This is a genomic window from Haloarcula salinisoli (genome assembly GCF_019599405.1).
Taxonomy (GTDB): Archaea; Halobacteriota; Halobacteria; order Halobacteriales; family Haloarculaceae; genus Haloarcula; species Haloarcula salinisoli.
Window position 1 is genome coordinate 322,043 of sequence record NZ_RKLQ01000001.1, and the last position, 15,260, is coordinate 337,302.

Here is a 15,260-nt window from a genome sequence, read left to right on the forward strand (position 1 = left end):
GATTCCCATAACATGAACACAGGGACACGCGCTCGACTCGACCGCATCGGGACAGACGACCGCTACGTCGTCGTCCCCATGGACCACGGTATCACACTCGGAGCGACGCAGGGGCTCAAGGACCTCGAATCGACCGTCGACGCCATCACCCGCGGGGGCGCCGACGCGGTGCTCACCCAGCGCGGCGTCGCGGACCGCGTCCATCCGAACAAGAACGACGCGGGCTACATCGCCCATCTGAACGGCTCGACCGTCATCGGCCCCGACGAGAACGACAAGCGGATGACCGGTACCGTCGAGGACGCGATTCGCGCCGGCGCCGACGCCGTCTCCATGCACATCAACGTCGGGAGCGTCCACGAACGCGAACAGATAGAGGACCTCGCACAGATGACCAGCGAGGCCGAACGCTACGGTCTCCCGGTGCTGGCGATGACCTACGCCCGCGGCCCGGATATCGACCCCGAGGCCGACGACTACAACCAGGCCGTCGGCCACGCCGTCCGCCTGGGCGAGGAGCTCGGTGCTGACGTCGTCAAGACCGGCTACACCGGCGACGCCGAGAGCTTCCAGCACGTCGTCGAATCGACCTCGCTCCCGGTCGTCATCGCCGGCGGCTCGAAGGGCACCGACGAGGAGACCCTCGATATGGTCCGGGGCGCCATGGACGCCGGCGCCTCGGGCGTGTCGATGGGCCGGTCTATCTTCCAGCACGACGAACCGGAGAAGATTGCACGCGCCGTCGCCAGCGTCGTCCACGACGACGCGGAAGCGGACGCCGCGTTGCGCGAGGCCGGGCTGGCCGTCGAGGCCTGAACGCGGCGTCTTTTTCCGACCGCCAGCGCGCCGGGCTGCGGGTTCCGCCACGTTCAAGCCCCATCGTCGCGCAGGTGGGGCCATGACACGAACCGTCTGGCTCAAGGCCGACAGCGACGTCGGCGACTGGGAGACACGCAGACGACGCATCACCGCCGGCCTGGAGGCCGGCGTGGACTGGGTACTGGTCGACGAGAGCGACGTCGAGAAAGTACGGGAACTCGGCGAGGTCAACGTCGCCGCCTTCGCGAACGGCGACGTCCACGTCATGGAGGCAGAGGCCGAGGAGGAGGAGTCCACCGCCGACGCGACTATCGTCGGAAAGGACGGCGAGGGCGACGGCACCGTCGACCTCCCGACCGACTTCTCCGGCTCCGCGGACCTCTCGGCGCTCCGGCGCAACGGGACGGTGACCGACGGCGGCTACGTCCGTATCTTCGACGAGGACTACGAGGCCTTCGCCGAGGCCGTCGCGGCCGAATCAGACTACACCATCGTCATCGGCGACGACTGGCAGATAATCCCGCTGGAAAACCTCATCGCCCGGGTCGGCGAGGAGACCGACCTCATCACCGGCGTCCAGACCGCCGAGGACGCCCGCACCGCCTACGAGACCCTGGAGCTGGGCGTCGACGGCGTGTTGCTGGACACGGACGACGTCGACGAGATTCGCAAGACCGTCGAGGTCAGGGACGAGGCCGGGCGCGAGAGCGTCGAGCTGGAGTACGCTGAGGTCACCGCCATCGAACAGACCGGCTCCGCCGACCGGGTCTGTATCGACACCGGCAGTCTGATGGAACACGACGAGGGGATGCTCGTGGGCTCGATGGCCCGCGGCCTCTTTTTCGTCCACGCCGAGACGGCCGAGTCGCCCTACGTCGCCTCCCGACCCTTCCGGGTCAACGCCGGCGCCGTCCACGCCTACGTCCGCACCCCCGACGGCGGCACGAAGTACCTCTCGGAGCTCCAGTCCGGCGACGAGGTCCAGATAGTCGACGAGCAGGGCCACACCCGCGAGGCAATCGTCGGCCGTGCGAAAATAGAGAAGCGGCCGATGTTCCGGATTCAGGCCGAGACCGCCGAGGGCGACCGCATCGAGACGCTGCTGCAGAACGCCGAGACCATCAAGGTCCACGCTCGCGACGGGCGCAAAGCGGTTACCGACCTCGACGAGGGTGACGAGATTCTGGTCCACTACGAGGACACGGCGACGCACTTCGGCGAACACATCGAAGAGAGCATCATCGAGAAGTAGTCGCTCGGCCCGCGTTCGTTCGGCGCTACTGTTCGGGTTCGGCGGGCCGGTCCAGCTTCGTCGTACACCAGTGACAGAAGTCGAGGTCGTCCTCGAGTTCCTTCCCGCAGTGCGGGCATTTCGCCCCCTCGACGACCTCGGCCTCCGCGTTCCCTCGCGTGGCCATGTAGAAGGCGTCGGCCATCGAGAAGGCCGTGATGACGAACAGCACCACCGATGCTTCTATCGGAATCGATCGGCTGACGGTCAGGAGCGCCTCGAGCGAGACGCCGTCGGAAAGTGGCGCCACCATCGAGTCGTTGATGAGCAGCGTCGTCGTGCTGAAGACGAGCCCGAACCACAGGAGCGCCCGCAGCCACTCCCGGAGATAGAGGTGTCCCAGGCCGGGATAGATGAACGCGAGGAGGGCGGCGAGCCACGGCCGCTTGCGTCCGGTATCGGTCATACTCCCCGAATCTAGTGGGGACACCCCTATATCTTCCGAACACGCGAGCGAACTGGTCGGGCTGGCCGTCGCGACTGCGGCCACGGTACCGCCCTCGCCGTGCCGTTACTGGTCCAGTGACGGCCGAACTCTCACCAACATTTATTGGAGTTTCGGCTGTGCACCCATCTATGGGCGTCCTGTCAACGGTAACGAAGCTCCTCCGGGCATCGACGGAGTCGACTCATCGCGGCGACGGGGCCGGCGACGCGCCGACCGGCGCCTACTGGTGTGAAGATTGCGACCAGCGGATTCCCGACACCGCCGTCGAGGACGATTCGGCGCCGGACTGTCCCGACTGTGGCGAATCGATGGCCTTCGAGCGCTCGCCGGGAACAACCGGCTGTGCCTGCTGACGATGTCCCTCGAGACTCGCATCTCGGCGTATCTCGAGGGCCTAGAGGAGTGGCTCCACGGGCTCTACCACGGGATGGTCGAGCACCCGGCCCACGAGAAAATCCAGAAGGAGGCCGAGGACACGACCGACGTGTTCCTCTTTGCGTGTTTCGCCGACGCCTTCGGCATTCCGAGCCCGGTGTCGTACTACACGGCGGAACTGCTCCCGTACCTGGCCGAGGAGTTCGTTCAGTGGGAACGGCGGCTCTGGGACCGCGAGTCGCTCGTCGAACGCAAGGGCCAGCAGTACCATTTCTAGCATGGACCGGTTCGTCTTCTTCGGTGGGAAAGGCGGTGTCGGCAAGACCACGGTCGCCAGCGCCTACGGCGTCCAGTGCGCTCGCGGGGGCCAGCAGACCCTGCTGGTCTCGACCGACCCGGCCCACAGTACCTCGGACGTGTTCGACCAGGGCTTCGACGACGAGCCGGCGCCGGTCGAGGGGTACGACGGGCTCTCGGCGATGGAACTCGACCCCGACGCGGAGGTCGAGCGGCACATGCGCGAGATAAAGCAGGCGATGTCCGACCAGGTGAGCCCGGCTATCGTCAACGAACTCGACCGCCAGATTGAGCTGGCCCACCGGACGCCGGGCGCCTACGAGGCCGCGCTGTTCGACCGCTTCATCGACGTGATGCGGTCGAGTGACGACTACGACCGCGTCGTCTTCGACACCTCGCCGACCGGGGGGACCCTTCGCCTGCTCGCGCTGCCGGAGCTGCTGGAGTCGTGGGTCGACCGGCTCCGCCAGAAGCGCGCCGAGAGCGTCGACCTCTTCGAGAAAGCCGCTATCGGCGACCGCGAGGCCCGCGCGACGCTCGAGGACGACCCCATTGTCCGGCGACTCGCCGAGCGAGCGGAGACCTTCGACTTTGCCGGCCGGGTGCTTTCCGAGCAGGCAACCTTTTTCCTCGTACTCAACCCCGACGACCTCTCGATTGCGGAGTCCCAGCGGGCCATCGAGGACCTCCGCGAGGCCGACCTCTCGGTCGGTGGCCTCGTGGTGAACAAGGTCGCGCCGGCGCCGGGAGAGAGCGAGACCGGCATCGGGGCCACCTACCTCCGGGAGCGCCGGCGGGCCGAACAGGCCCGGCTCGACCGCATTCACGAGTCGTTCGACCAGCCGGTAGTCGCGGTGCTCGAACAGCGCGCGGGCGTCGACGGGACCGACCTGCTTGCCGACCTCGTCGCGGATCTGGCGCTCGGTACGGCCGTCGAGCCGCCGGCGACCTGACCTGGCAGGCCGACTCTCTCCACGGTCGGGGTGGCACTGCCAAAATGTCCACAATAATTAAATATATATTGGCAGACATATACTGTGAGGTCGATTACCATGGTACAGGTGATCTGGCTCGTCGCCGCCACACTCTTGACGTTCAGTATCGGCTACCTCGGGTACTCACGGTACCTCTCGCAGTTCGTCGAACTCGACGACGACAACGAGACACCGGCCCACAAGTACGAGGACGGACAGGAGTACGTCCCCTCGAAGAAGCCGGTGTTGCTCGGCCACCACTACTCCAGTATCGCCGGCGGGGCGCCAATCGTCGGGCCCATCACTGCCGGCGTCGTCTGGGGATGGGTGCCCGCGTTGCTGTGGATCGCCATCGGCAACCCGCTGATGGGGGCGGTCCACGACTTCGTCTCACTGTCGGGGAGCCTGCGCCACGAGGGCAAGTCCATCGGCTACATCATCGGCGAGTACGTCGGCGAGCGGGGCAAGAATATGCTGCTGTGGTTCGCCTTCCTCACCATCATCCTCGTGGTCGCGGTGTTCGCCCTGGTCGTCGCCATCGTGTTCAACGCCTATCCCGCAGCGGCGACGGCCAGTTTCGTCTACATCGCGCTGGCGCTGATATTCGGCGTCTACCTCTACCAGCTGGACCTGCCCTTTATCCCCGGAACGGCCGTCTTCGTCTCCGCCGTCTTCGCCGGCGTCTGGGTCGGCATCACCTACCCAATCGCGCTGTTCCCGGCCGCCGAAGCCGGGGCCTACCCCGCCGATACCATCGTTCTCTTTGGCTCCGGGCTCGCCTCGCTGGTGCCGGCGGCCGGCACCCTCGGGGCCAACACCGCCGCGTGGATTCCGGTCGTCCTCGTCTACGCTGCCATCGCATCGGTGCTCCCGGTGTGGACGCTGCTGCAACCCCGTGACTTCCTCTCGTCGTTCCTGCTGTACGCCGGCGTCGGCGGGACGCTGCTTGCCATCATCGTCGGCACCGTCTTCGGTACCTCGGCCCAGCCCCTGGACATCGCGCTGGAACCGTACTACGGATTCATGGGCACCGCGAGCCTGCCACTCTTTCCGCTTCTGTTCGTCACTATCGCCTGTGGCACCATCAGCGGCTTCCACTCGCTGGTCTCCTCTGGGACGACGGCCAAACAGCTCAACAAGGAGTCGGACGCCCGCGCCATCGGCTACGGCGGGATGCTCGGGGAGGGGCTGCTGGCGACGGTCGCGCTGGGGACGGTCGCCATCGCCGGCGTCACCGCCGGCGGCGGTATCGGCCGTGCGCTGCCGAACTTCGCCTCCGGCGGCTCGGTCATGCTGACGAGCTTCGGCATCCCGACGGCCGTCGGTGCCCCGTTCATGGCGCTCGTTCTGGTGAGCTTCTTGCTGACCTCGACTGACACCGCAGTCCGGCTGGGCCGGTACATGGCCGAGGAGATAGTCGGCACCCCCGACGCGACGAGCGACGCCGTCCGGACGGCCCAGTCCGTCGGTACCAACCGCTACAGCAACGCCGTCATCCAGTGTCTGGTCGCCTACGCGCTGGTCGCAAGCGGCTCCTGGGCGAGCCTCTGGCCGCTGTTTGGCGGTGCGAACCAGCTGCTGGCCGCGCTCGCCCTGCTGACCGCGACGGTGTGGCTGGCCAACTGGGACTCGGACAAACAGCTCATCAGCACCGGCGTCCCGATGGCGCTGATGACCGTCGTCACCATCTGTGCGCTGCTGTATCTCGCCCTGTACCAGAACCTCTACCAGCAGTTCATCCTGGGCGGGTTCGCCGAGAGCGCGGGGCTGGTCGCCCGGCTCTCCGTCGGCGTCCAGATACTCCTCGCATTGGTGCTGGTCGGCCTGGCGCTGTCACTCGTAGGCATCGGTTACCGGAACATTCGCGACGTACACGAACAGCCGGCCGCGACCCCCGCTGACGACTGATAGGGGTTGTCGTACGGTATTTCGGTCGGTCGGCTACCCCAGCAGCCCTCGGATGCGCTCTATGACACCGGGACCATCGGGGTCGTAGGCCTCCCAGAAGTCGAACGCGGCCGCGCTGTCGGCCTCCTGACTCGCCACGATACGCTCGCGGTCGGGTGCGACGACGACCAGATTCACCTCGTAGTCCCCGTAGTAGCCGAACTTCAGCAGCCTCCGCTCCCGAAAGCCCGTCACGTACTCGCGAACCGGCTCGGGAATCGACGGTACCACCAGACCGAACGTGAACTCGGTCCCGCGGTGTTCCTCGTCGGCGTCTATCCAGTCGTCGGCCAGCTCGTGTCCCAGTTCGACGAGCGCGTCGAGGTCGGCCCGCGAGACGCCGTCGGCCCGGCGGACGAACAGGTATTCAGCCGTTTCGTAGTTGGCCCAGTTGAGCGACTGGTGGAGGAACTGCTTCTGGCTCTCGACGGTCAGGCGGCCATAGAGGTCGAAGCGCTCGCCGCGGACCTCGTAGTCCCGTTCGACGTCGTAGGCGTGGGCGAGCCGGTCACCGACGCGCTGGAGGTAGTCGTCGTCCCACGTCGGGACCGCAGCCTGCGGTGGCTCGTCCACGTCGCTCATACCGGGGCTATCGGCCCGGTCCACCCTAAAAGTCAGGTTGGCTGTCAGCTCTGGACGGCACCAACGTTTTCACGTCAGCACAGCAACAGTATCGGCTATGGGAAGACAGACCGAGACCTGTGGCCGCTGTGGCATGAGCACGGTCGTCGATGCCGCCGACGGCGAAGGTGCGGGCCCCGACACTGACGACGCCATCGAAGTCGCCGAGGCGGACGCCCGTCGGGTATCGCCGGCTGCGTGGCTCGGCGGCCTGAAACGGCGGCTGGACGCGGTCGCGACGCGGCTCACTTACCGTCGGTAGCTCACGGCTCGCGCTACTCGACGGCCCGAACCAGGTCCAGTAGCGCCGAGCGGAAGTCGTTCGGGTCCGTCGCCGGCCGCTCGCTTTCGGGCGTTTCGGCCAGCAGGCCGTCCAGCCCTCCCACGGGGTAGGCGCCGCCGGCGATGCGGAAGCCGCTGCCGTGCCAGACACCGAGCCACCCCTCGATTTCCAGGTGGTCGGCGGTGTCGACCGCCAGTGGATACGAGGCGGTCACCTTCGCGAGCCGGGCACGGTCGCCCGACTCCGTTCGCACCCGCTGGCTCCGGCCCCGCTCTACGTCCCGAAAGCCCCGCGCTTCGAGGTCGCCGGTAAAGGTTCGCCGCGCCTCGGTCACGACGGTCGGGAGCATCGACGCCGGGCCGATACCGGGGGCCAGCGGCGGCCGGAAAGATAGCGCCGTCGCGAAGAAGAAGCGCCAGTAGCCGCCATCGGCGCCCGTCTCGACGAGTCGGCGGCCCCCCGACTCGGCCCGGCCGGCGAGCAGGTCCCCGAACCCGGCCGTCTCGAGGGCGTCCCGCAACGCCCGGTCGTCGTACAGCACGGTCCGGCCCACGATGCGTGCGGTCGGCGTCCGGAACACCGTCGACTCGGTGCGAACGCGTTCCTCCCAGCCGCCCTCGGCGAGTCGTTCCTCGGGCACCGTCGGATAGCCATCTCCCATTACCGACGACTATGGTCGGGGGCGGGTTCGGTGTTGCGGTGGGTTGTAGGTGTCACTCGCTCTCGAGCTGGTCGACGAGCGACCGCAGCGTCGCCAGGTCGTACTGACCCGGTGCGGTCGCCGCTGCCGGGTCGACCGGCGCGTAGCCGATACGCGAGCCATAGAGGGGTGCGACGGCCCGGGAGTGGCGGCCGGCCTCGCCCATGCACATCGTCGCGACGGTCTCGCCGCCAGCGGTCAGTTCGCGTGTCGCACCCAGCATCGCCAGTACGTCGTCGGGCGAGTGTGCAGTCGAGGCCATCTTCCCGACGTCGCCGTAGTCGCAGGCCCGTTCGAGGCGGTCGACGATGGCGTCCCGGTCCGGTGTCGCCTCGAAGTCGTGGGTCGAGACGACCACCGACGCGCCGTGGTCGCGTGCGTGGTCGGCGACACGGTCCGCGTCGTGGTCGCCCTCGCCGGAAAGGGCGGCGAGTTCGAGGTCCACGGCGGTGACGGCATCGAACTCGACGGCGCGTTCGAGCAGGTCGAGTCGCTCGGCGGTGTCGTCGGCCTCGCCGCCCTCCCAGCCGACGCGGTTGGTCACGAGCACCGGCAGGTCGCCGTCGTAGCCGGCCAGCTGGTCGAGCGGGTCGGCGGCGAAGTCCATTCGCAACTCGATACCGTCGGCGTCGGCCCGCGCGTGGGGCTCCATCGCGAGGTCGGCACCGGCCGCGAGCAGCCGGAACGAACTGAAATCCATACCCCGTGTTCGCGGAAACGGGGCAAAGTACCGTCGGTGTCTCCCGGCTCGTCCGTCACTCGCTTACGTACCACTCCGTCCCCCGCTGGGGTCGGATGCGGCCGTTCACCGTCCCTATCGATACCGTAAGGTCGACCGGACCAGGGAACGGTCTGTCGGGTTTATCTACGGCGGTTTGGCAACGTCTGCCATGAACCAGAGCCACGCGTGTCGCGACCTGAATGGCGTGCGGTCCCGCCGGAGGGCCGACCGATGACACAAACCCGGACTATCGTACTCGTCGCCCTGCTGGTCGTGAGCGTCGTCGCGGTGTCGGCCACCCTGCTCGGAGGCGACGGTCCCCAGCAGGTCGGCGGAGAGAACCAGGCGGGTGACTCGGTCGACTACAGCGCCGTGAGCGACCAGCTGGACACAGCCGCGTCGGTCGACGCGACCCAGAGTGACCAGCCAGACAATCTCTCCGCGGACGAGCGGACTGCCGCGACACAGGGCGCACAGGCCGGTATCAACCTGACCCAGCGCCAGGGCGTCACTGTCACGCAGGAACAGCGGCAGGCGGCCATCGACGCCGCGCGCCTCGCTGCGAGTCAGCAGCAAAACGCCTCGGTCGAGCAGATACAGGCCGCCGCGACGGGGGCGAGCCACGGGGCATTGCTCCAGAGCCAGTCGGCGAACGTCACGCAGCTCCAGACAGCCATCTACGGGAGCACCGCCGGCTCGCTCACACAGACCCAGTCGGCGAACGTCACACAGGTCCAGGCGGCGGCCTACGGCGCGGCCCACGGCTCGGTCGCCCAATCCCAGCGGGTCAACGTGACACAGATACAGCGCGCTGCAATCGGGTCGGCCGCGGGCGCCGCTGGGGCCCAGTCACAGACCGTCACCGTCTCACAGGTCCAGGAAGCCGCTCAGGGGGCCGCCTACGGCTCGCTCACGGGGAACCAGTCTGTCTCTGTCACGCAGATACAGGCAGCGGCCTTTGGCGCGGCCGGTGGCGGTGCTACGGGTGCCGGTGACCAGGACCTGAAGAAGGTCCAGGAGGCGTCGCTGGGCGCCGCCTCGGGCGCGCTCGTCCAGAGTCAGTCCGTCTCTGTCACCCAGATACAGGCCGCTGCTCGCGGCGCCTGCCGCGGTGCGCTCACGGCCGGCCAGGAAGCGTCGGTCTCCCAGATTCAGGCCGCGGCCGCTGGCGCGAGCCAGGGGACGGTCATCCAGATACAGCAGGTACAGGTCCTGCAGGTACAGACTGTCGCACAGAGCGCCGCGAGCGGTTCCATCTCGCAGTTCCAGCGCGCAAGCGTCACGCAGATACAGTCGGCCGCCAAGGGCGCCGGTGAGGGTGGGCTCTCGCTCGTACAGCGCCAGCAGGTCACGGTCGAGCAGCTGCAGGTCCAGACCGAACGCGCGGCCTCTGACGCCGCCGGCACGGCCGCGGAGATAAATATCGACAACGAGCAGACAATCGAGGTGTACGCCACGGGTGCCGTCGAATCGGACCGGCCCGACGACGGTGACGAGGACGGCCTCCGGAGCCTGTTCGCCTCGGCCGACGACGACCGTATCTTCCTCGCGAATCCCAACGACGTGGCCGTAACGGTGACCGTGACGGGCGGCGAGAACCCACAGACGGTGACGCTCGCCGCCGGCGAGTCGACCACGGTCGACCTCGACCCCGGCACGTACACGCTGACGGCCGAGAACAGCGAGGGTGACACCGTCCAGATTGCCGGCCGCGACGAACTCACGCTCTCGGTCGGCGCGGCGCTCCAGAGCCTGACCGCGACCGTCGACAATCGGACGCTGACGGTCGGGAACCCGAACGACGACCGCGTGCGGGTCACCGCCAGCGCCGACGGCGAGGCCGTCGCCCGGTTCGAGGTCCCGCGCAACTTCGAGGCGAGCCAGCGGCTAGACCCCGGTACCTACACGCTGACCGCCGAGACGACCGACGGGCGGTCGGTCCCAATCGACGGCTCCGACCAGGCGACTGTCACGGTCGCCGGGCCGCCGACGGAGACGGTGACTGAAACGCCGACGGAGACACCGACCGAGGCAGTCACCGAGACGCCGACGGAGACACCGACGGAGACACCGACCGAGGCAGTCACCGAGACGCCGACGGAGACACCGACGGAGACACCGACGGAGACGGTGACTGAAACGCCGACGGAGACACCGACGGAGACACCGACCGAGACAGTCACCGAGACGCCGAACGAGACTCCAAACGCTGCCAGCCCGGTTATCGACTCGTGTCGGAACATCTCCGAGCCCGGCAGCTACGAACTCGCCGGTGACATCCAGGCCGATGGGACGGCGTCCTGTCTTGTGGTCACCGCCAGTGACGTGACCATCGACGGCAACGGATACTCGGTCGACGGGTCGGCCGGGTCGGCCGATTCGGCGACGGGCATCGCGGTGCCCTCGGAATCGAGAGCCGAGAACGTCACCGTCCGCAACGTCGAAGTCCGCGGCTGGGACATCGGCATCAGTACGCTCCCGGCGTTCGACGCCGGGGTGGGACTCACGGTCGAAGACACCGTCGTCGCCGACAACGGCCAGGGGCTTCGGTTCACCGAAGCGGACGAAACCAGCCTGTCGAATCTGACTATCGAGGCAAACGACGAGGGCGTGTTCGCGCTCGAAGGCGCGACAGAACTGCGGGACTCCGTGGTCCGAGACAACGCGGGCAACGGCGTCAGCGCCTCGCAGGCCAACGACCTGGTCATGACGAACGTCGAGGTGACCGACAACGGTGGCACGGGGGTCCTCGTCTCGAACGAGGGACAGACCGGCCGACTGGCGAACGTCGTCGTCTCGGACAACGCCGGTCCCGGTGTCGCCATCGGGAGCGACACGAGCACGACCATCGTCGACTCCCGTATCGAGAACAACGCCGTCGGCATCAACACCACGCCGGATTCGGGGCCCGCCGCGGACCTCACCATCGACGCCACGGTTGTGCAGGGCAACAACGGCCCAGAGATCGACGTGCCGGGCCAGTCAATCGACGCGACCGGCCTGCGGCTCGCCGAGACGACGACGGTCGGTATCGACGCCCAGGGTGTCACGCTGGACGCCGTCGAGCAGGGCGGGCTGCCGCCGGTCGACAACGGGACACTCGCCGGTCCCGGCCTGAACGCCTCGACCCTCGAGGGGTCCGTTCAGGCGACCATCGGCACCGACACAGCGGCTAACGCGACGCTGTGGCGCTACGACGGCAGCGCGTGGGCGCCGGTCGCGGGGTCGACTGCCACCGACGGCGGCGTCACGGCCCAGCTCACCGAAGCCGGGCTCTACGCGCCGGTGGTCCCAGAGGTCCAGACTCCGACCCCGACGGCAACGCCGAACGAAACTGAGACGCCGACACCAACGGAAACCGAGACGCCGACGGAAACTGAAACCGAGACGCCGACACCGACGGAGACCGAGACGCCGACATCGACGGAGACTGAGACGCCGACACCGACGGAGACCGAGACGCCGACCCCAACGGAGACCGAGACTGAAACACCAGAACCAACCCCGGAGCCGACGCCTGAACCAACTCCGGAGCCGACCCCAGAGCCGACGCCCGAGCCAACGCCTGAACCAACTCCGGAGCCGACCCCAGAGCCGACGCCCGAGCCAACGCCTGAACCAACTCCGGAGCCGACCCCAGAGCCAACCCCGGAACCAGAGCCGGAGCCGACCCCGGAGCCCGAACCGGACGACGAAACCACGCCTCTGGAGACGCTTTCACGACTCCTGCCGTAGTCACTCCACGGGCGTGTGGGTGACGCGGTACCCCTCGTCGGTCCGCTCGACGTCGTCGACGGCGTAGAAACGGATACGGCGCTCCTGTTTCGTGTTGACAGCGAAGTCGTAGTACTCGGCCTCGTAGCCCGGTTCCTTGCCGTCGGCGCGGCGTTTCGTGACCCACTCGTGGTGTGCGTCGAGGCGCTCGCGAGCTATCTCACGGGAGCGGTCGTCGACGCGGTCGACGCGGTCGTCGAGCGCCCCAATCAGCTCCGCGTCGCGCTCGATACCGACGGAGTTGCGGCCGGCGACCATCGCCGCCAGCGTCGTCGTCCCCGTCCCGAGGAACGGGTCCAGGACGGTGTCGCCCCGGACCGAGAACATCGAGACGAGGCGGTGGGGAATCTCGAGCGGGTAGGCGCCCGAGCGGTCCCGCAGGCCGTCGTCGATGTTCTGGGTCTCGCCGGGGAGGTCCCAGAGGTCCGAGAACCACTCGTTGCGCTCCTCCCAGAAGTACGCGCTCTCGTAGCGGCGGTCGGCGCCGGGTTCGAGCGTGCGGCGCTTTCCGTTCCGAAAGACGAGGATATGTTCGTGTTCCAGCGTGGGATAGGCGTTGGGGGGGACCATCCCCGAGCCCATGAACTTCGCGCCGCTGTTGGTGGGTTTCCGCCAGAGGATATCGGGCAGCGCGCGCAGGCCGTGGTCGGTCACCCGATTCGTTATCTCGGTGTGGTTGGGGTACTGTCGGAAGCCGTCAGCGAGCGAGCGGGTCGCGTCCCCGACGTTGATACAGGCGATACCGCCGGGTGCGAGCACGCGAGCCAGTTCGGCCCACACCGTATCGAGGACGTCGTGCATCAGCGAGAAAGCGCGGTCGCCGTCGCCGGCACCGAGCGCGTCGGCGATTGCCGGGTCGAGCGCCCCGAAGATGTCGTCCCACATCTCTATCATCGGATAGGGCGGGGAGGTGACCACGAGTTCGACGCTGTCGTCGGCGAGAGGTAGGTCGCGGGCGTCGCCGGTGATGGCCCGGTGGCGCGTCTCCATACGGGTCGATGCAGGGCCGCTGCCTTGTGGCTACCGTTCGTCGATCAGCGTCTGAATCTCGTTTATCTTCGCGGTCTGCTGTTCGTTGGCCGCGGCGATCTCTTCGATTTCGTTCGCGACTTCCTCCGCGTTCTCGGCGGTCATGTCGACCATGCTCGCGACTTCCTCGGTGGAGGCGGCCTGCTCGTCGGTGGCGGAGGCGACCTCCTCGGCGCCGCGTGCGGCCTCCTTGACCGACTCGTCGATGTCACGCAGGATTTCGACCGTCTCCGAGACCTGGTCGATACCGGACTCGACCTGGTCGTTTGCCTCGTCGATGCTCTCGACGGTGTCCTCGGTGTCGGCCTTGATGTTCGAGACGAGCTGTTCGATTTCGGTGGCGTTCTGCTGGGACTCCTCGGCCAGCGATTTGACTTCGTCGGCGACGACGGCGAAGCCCTCGCCGGCCTCACCGGCCCGCGCGGCCTCGATGGAGGCGTTCAGCGCCAGCATGTTCGTCTGGTCGGCGATGTCGTTGATGACCTCGACGATCTCGTCGATTTCGTCGATGCGCCCGCGGAGCTGTTTCACGTCTTCCGAGACCATCTCGTTGGCCTCGTCGACGGCCTCCATGGCGTCGATGGCGTCGTCGGCCACGTCCCGGCCCCGGTCGGCCAGCTCCCGGGCGCGTTCGCTGACCTGCTGGACCTGGTTCGCACTGGAGGCGACTTCCTCGACGGTCGCCGAGAGGTTCGATACCTCGCCTGCGACCTCACGCATATTGTCCGATTGCTGGTTCGCGAGGTCGCTGATCTCCTGTGAGCTCCGCGAGACGTTCTCGGAGGTGCGCAGTAACTCGTCGATAGCACTCCCGAGTTCCTTGTCGGTGTCATCCGACTCGGCCATATCCTGGCCGCTACTGCCGAAATCCGTAGCCATGTAGCTAAAGCAACTGGCCACTGAATTAAACGTACCTCCGCGGTTATCAGCCCTGATTCTCCCCGACCGAAAACGTGACTGCGAACTTACGCGACGGGGAGGTCCTGCTCGGCTTCGAGCAGCTCGTGGTAGCGGTTGCGGATGGTGACCTCGGAGATGTCCGCGACCTCGCTGACGGCGGCCTGCGTGGTCTTCTCGTTGGTCAGGAGGGCGGCGGCGTAGACGGCGGCCGCTGCCAGTCCGACCGGTGACTTCCCGGAGTGGACGCCCTGTTCCTTGGCGTTCTGGAGGAGCTGTCGGGCGCGGTGTTCGGCCTCGTCGGAGAGTTCGAGCGACGACGCAAAGCGGGGGACGTAGCTCTCGGGGTCGGCCGGCTTCACTTCGAGTCCGAGTTCCCGGACGACGTAGCGGTACGTGCGGGCGATTTCGCTCTTCTCGACGCGCGATACTTCGGTGATCTCGTCGAGGCTCCGCGGGACGCCGGCCTGTCGCGCGGCGGCGTAGACAGAGGCCGTCGAGACGCCCTCGATAGACCGGCCTGGAAGCAGGTCCTCGTCGAGGGCCCGCCGATAGATGACGCTGGCCGTCTCACGGACGTTCTCGGGCAGCCCCAGCGCGGAGGCCATGCGGTCTATCTCGCCCAGGGCCTGCTTGAGGTTGCGCTCCTTGGAGTCACGGGTTCGGAAGCGCTCGTTCCACTTGCGTAGCCGTTGCATCTTCTGGCGCTGCTTGCCCGACAGGGAGTTGCCGTAGGCGTCCTTGTCGCGCCAGTCGATGTTGGTCGACAGCCCCTTGTCGTGCATCATGTTCGTCGTGGGGGCACCGACGCGGGACTTCTGGTCTTTCTCGCTGGAGTCGAACGCGCGCCACTCCGGCCCGCGGTCTATCTCGTCGGACTCGACGACGAGGCCACAGTCCTCACACACGGTTTCGCCGTGTTCGTCGTCGATGACCAGCGAGCCGCTACACTCCGGGCAGGCTGTCGCTTCCGACTCTGTCGATTCAGTCTCTTCTTCTCCGGTTCGCTTTCGCGTTCGTGTTTGCTCGTTCATTGGTTGCGATGGCGGGCGCTCACCGGGTACAGTACACTGCTGAGGAACCC

15 protein-coding genes are annotated in these 15,260 nt (G+C 67.4%); 8 read left to right on the forward strand and 7 right to left on the reverse strand.

All coding sequences use genetic code 11. From position 1 onward, the window contains the following. Positions 1-12: 12 nt before the first annotated feature. Together EGD98_RS01675 and EGD98_RS01680 are read left to right on the forward strand one after the other, a co-directional pair. Positions 13-816 carry a 2-amino-3,7-dideoxy-D-threo-hept-6-ulosonate synthase gene (locus EGD98_RS01675; RefSeq protein ID WP_220586612.1) on the forward strand — a complete coding sequence of 268 codons (804 nt, stop codon included), beginning with the start codon at positions 13-15 and terminating at the stop codon, positions 814-816. An 82-nt stretch (positions 817-898) separates the two neighbouring features. Next, positions 899-2,071, forward strand: coding sequence for a 3-dehydroquinate synthase II (locus EGD98_RS01680; protein ID WP_220586613.1), 1,173 nt, complete (start codon positions 899-901; stop codon positions 2,069-2,071). 25 nt (positions 2,072-2,096) lie between these two features. Here EGD98_RS01680 and EGD98_RS01685 read toward each other — a convergent pair whose 3' ends face one another. After that, positions 2,097-2,516 (reverse strand): zinc ribbon domain-containing protein, encoded by a 420-nt coding sequence (locus EGD98_RS01685; RefSeq protein WP_220586614.1) that lies wholly within the window; start codon positions 2,514-2,516, stop codon positions 2,097-2,099. Positions 2,517-2,686: 170 nt separating this feature from the next. Here EGD98_RS01685 and EGD98_RS01690 point away from each other — a divergent pair, with 170 nt between their 5' ends. The 4 genes from EGD98_RS01690 (at position 2,687) to EGD98_RS01705 (ending at position 6,112) form a co-directional block, all read left to right on the forward strand. Then, positions 2,687-2,911 carry a zinc-ribbon domain-containing protein gene (locus EGD98_RS01690; RefSeq protein WP_220586615.1) on the forward strand — a complete coding sequence of 75 codons (225 nt, stop codon included), beginning with the start codon at positions 2,687-2,689 and terminating at the stop codon, positions 2,909-2,911. A 2-nt stretch (positions 2,912-2,913) separates the two neighbouring features. Then, positions 2,914-3,210 carry a DUF7990 family protein gene (locus EGD98_RS01695; RefSeq protein ID WP_220586616.1) on the forward strand — a complete coding sequence of 99 codons (297 nt, stop codon included), beginning with the start codon at positions 2,914-2,916 and terminating at the stop codon, positions 3,208-3,210. 1 nt (position 3,211) lies between these two features. Further along, a complete protein-coding gene (locus tag EGD98_RS01700) occupies positions 3,212-4,183 on the forward strand; it encodes an ArsA family ATPase (protein WP_220586617.1) in 972 nt (323 codons plus the stop codon). 99 nt (positions 4,184-4,282) lie between these two features. Beyond that, positions 4,283-6,112 (forward strand): carbon starvation CstA family protein, encoded by a 1,830-nt coding sequence (locus EGD98_RS01705; protein ID WP_220586618.1) that lies wholly within the window; start codon positions 4,283-4,285, stop codon positions 6,110-6,112. A 33-nt stretch (positions 6,113-6,145) separates the two neighbouring features. Here the strand turns inward: EGD98_RS01705 and EGD98_RS01710 are convergent, their stop codons facing one another. Next, entirely contained in the window at positions 6,146-6,733 is a 588-nt protein-coding gene (locus tag EGD98_RS01710; protein ID WP_220586619.1) for a DUF8052 family protein, read from the reverse strand. Positions 6,734-6,830: 97 nt separating this feature from the next. Here EGD98_RS01710 and EGD98_RS01715 point away from each other — a divergent pair, with 97 nt between their 5' ends. Further along, a complete protein-coding gene (locus tag EGD98_RS01715; RefSeq protein WP_220586620.1) occupies positions 6,831-7,034 on the forward strand; it encodes a DUF8007 family protein in 204 nt (67 codons plus the stop codon). A gap of 13 nt (positions 7,035-7,047) precedes the next feature. Here the strand turns inward: EGD98_RS01715 and EGD98_RS01720 are convergent, their stop codons facing one another. Together EGD98_RS01720 and EGD98_RS01725 are read right to left on the reverse strand one after the other, a co-directional pair. After that, a complete protein-coding gene (locus EGD98_RS01720; protein ID WP_220586621.1) occupies positions 7,048-7,716 on the reverse strand; it encodes a DUF6517 family protein in 669 nt (222 codons plus the stop codon). Between the two features lie 52 nt (positions 7,717-7,768). Beyond that, complete coding sequence (locus tag EGD98_RS01725; RefSeq protein WP_220586622.1) at positions 7,769-8,455, reverse strand: type I 3-dehydroquinate dehydratase; 687 nt, start codon at positions 8,453-8,455, stop codon at positions 7,769-7,771. A 252-nt stretch (positions 8,456-8,707) separates the two neighbouring features. On the opposite strand from EGD98_RS01725, the gene EGD98_RS01730 reads away from it, so the two are divergent. After that, positions 8,708-12,211 (forward strand): right-handed parallel beta-helix repeat-containing protein, encoded by a 3,504-nt coding sequence (locus EGD98_RS01730; RefSeq protein WP_220586623.1) that lies wholly within the window; start codon positions 8,708-8,710, stop codon positions 12,209-12,211. Here EGD98_RS01730 and EGD98_RS01735 read toward each other — a convergent pair whose 3' ends face one another. The 3 genes from EGD98_RS01735 to EGD98_RS01745 all read right to left on the reverse strand — a co-directional run bounded on the left by EGD98_RS01735 (position 12,212) and on the right by EGD98_RS01745 (position 15,210). After that, positions 12,212-13,240: a DNA-methyltransferase gene (locus EGD98_RS01735; protein ID WP_220586624.1), complete on the reverse strand. Its 1,029-nt coding sequence runs from the start codon at positions 13,238-13,240 to the stop codon at positions 12,212-12,214. It lies immediately after the preceding gene. Positions 13,241-13,270: 30 nt separating this feature from the next. Then, entirely contained in the window at positions 13,271-14,158 is an 888-nt protein-coding gene (locus EGD98_RS01740; RefSeq protein ID WP_220586625.1) for a methyl-accepting chemotaxis protein, read from the reverse strand. Positions 14,159-14,244: 86 nt separating this feature from the next. After that, positions 14,245-15,210: a transcription initiation factor IIB gene (locus EGD98_RS01745; RefSeq protein WP_220586626.1), complete on the reverse strand. Its 966-nt coding sequence runs from the start codon at positions 15,208-15,210 to the stop codon at positions 14,245-14,247. Positions 15,211-15,260: the final 50 nt, after the last annotated feature.

Coding starts and splice junctions, on each gene's coding strand:
- EGD98_RS01675 (WP_220586612.1), top strand. CDS start 13: ATGAACACAGGGACACGCGCTCGACTCGACCGCATCGGGACAGACGAC.
- EGD98_RS01680 (WP_220586613.1), top strand. CDS start 899: ATGACACGAACCGTCTGGCTCAAGGCCGACAGCGACGTCGGCGACTGG.
- EGD98_RS01685 (WP_220586614.1), bottom strand. CDS start 2,516: ATGACCGATACCGGACGCAAGCGGCCGTGGCTCGCCGCCCTCCTCGCG.
- EGD98_RS01690 (WP_220586615.1), top strand. CDS start 2,687: ATGGGCGTCCTGTCAACGGTAACGAAGCTCCTCCGGGCATCGACGGAG.
- EGD98_RS01695 (WP_220586616.1), top strand. CDS start 2,914: ATGTCCCTCGAGACTCGCATCTCGGCGTATCTCGAGGGCCTAGAGGAG.
- EGD98_RS01700 (WP_220586617.1), top strand. CDS start 3,212: ATGGACCGGTTCGTCTTCTTCGGTGGGAAAGGCGGTGTCGGCAAGACC.
- EGD98_RS01705 (WP_220586618.1), top strand. CDS start 4,283: ATGGTACAGGTGATCTGGCTCGTCGCCGCCACACTCTTGACGTTCAGT.
- EGD98_RS01710 (WP_220586619.1), bottom strand. CDS start 6,733: ATGAGCGACGTGGACGAGCCACCGCAGGCTGCGGTCCCGACGTGGGAC.
- EGD98_RS01715 (WP_220586620.1), top strand. CDS start 6,831: ATGGGAAGACAGACCGAGACCTGTGGCCGCTGTGGCATGAGCACGGTC.
- EGD98_RS01720 (WP_220586621.1), bottom strand. CDS start 7,716: ATGGGAGATGGCTATCCGACGGTGCCCGAGGAACGACTCGCCGAGGGC.
- EGD98_RS01725 (WP_220586622.1), bottom strand. CDS start 8,455: ATGGATTTCAGTTCGTTCCGGCTGCTCGCGGCCGGTGCCGACCTCGCG.
- EGD98_RS01730 (WP_220586623.1), top strand. CDS start 8,708: ATGACACAAACCCGGACTATCGTACTCGTCGCCCTGCTGGTCGTGAGC.
- EGD98_RS01735 (WP_220586624.1), bottom strand. CDS start 13,240: ATGGAGACGCGCCACCGGGCCATCACCGGCGACGCCCGCGACCTACCT.
- EGD98_RS01740 (WP_220586625.1), bottom strand. CDS start 14,158: ATGGCTACGGATTTCGGCAGTAGCGGCCAGGATATGGCCGAGTCGGAT.
- EGD98_RS01745 (WP_220586626.1), bottom strand. CDS start 15,210: ATGAACGAGCAAACACGAACGCGAAAGCGAACCGGAGAAGAAGAGACT.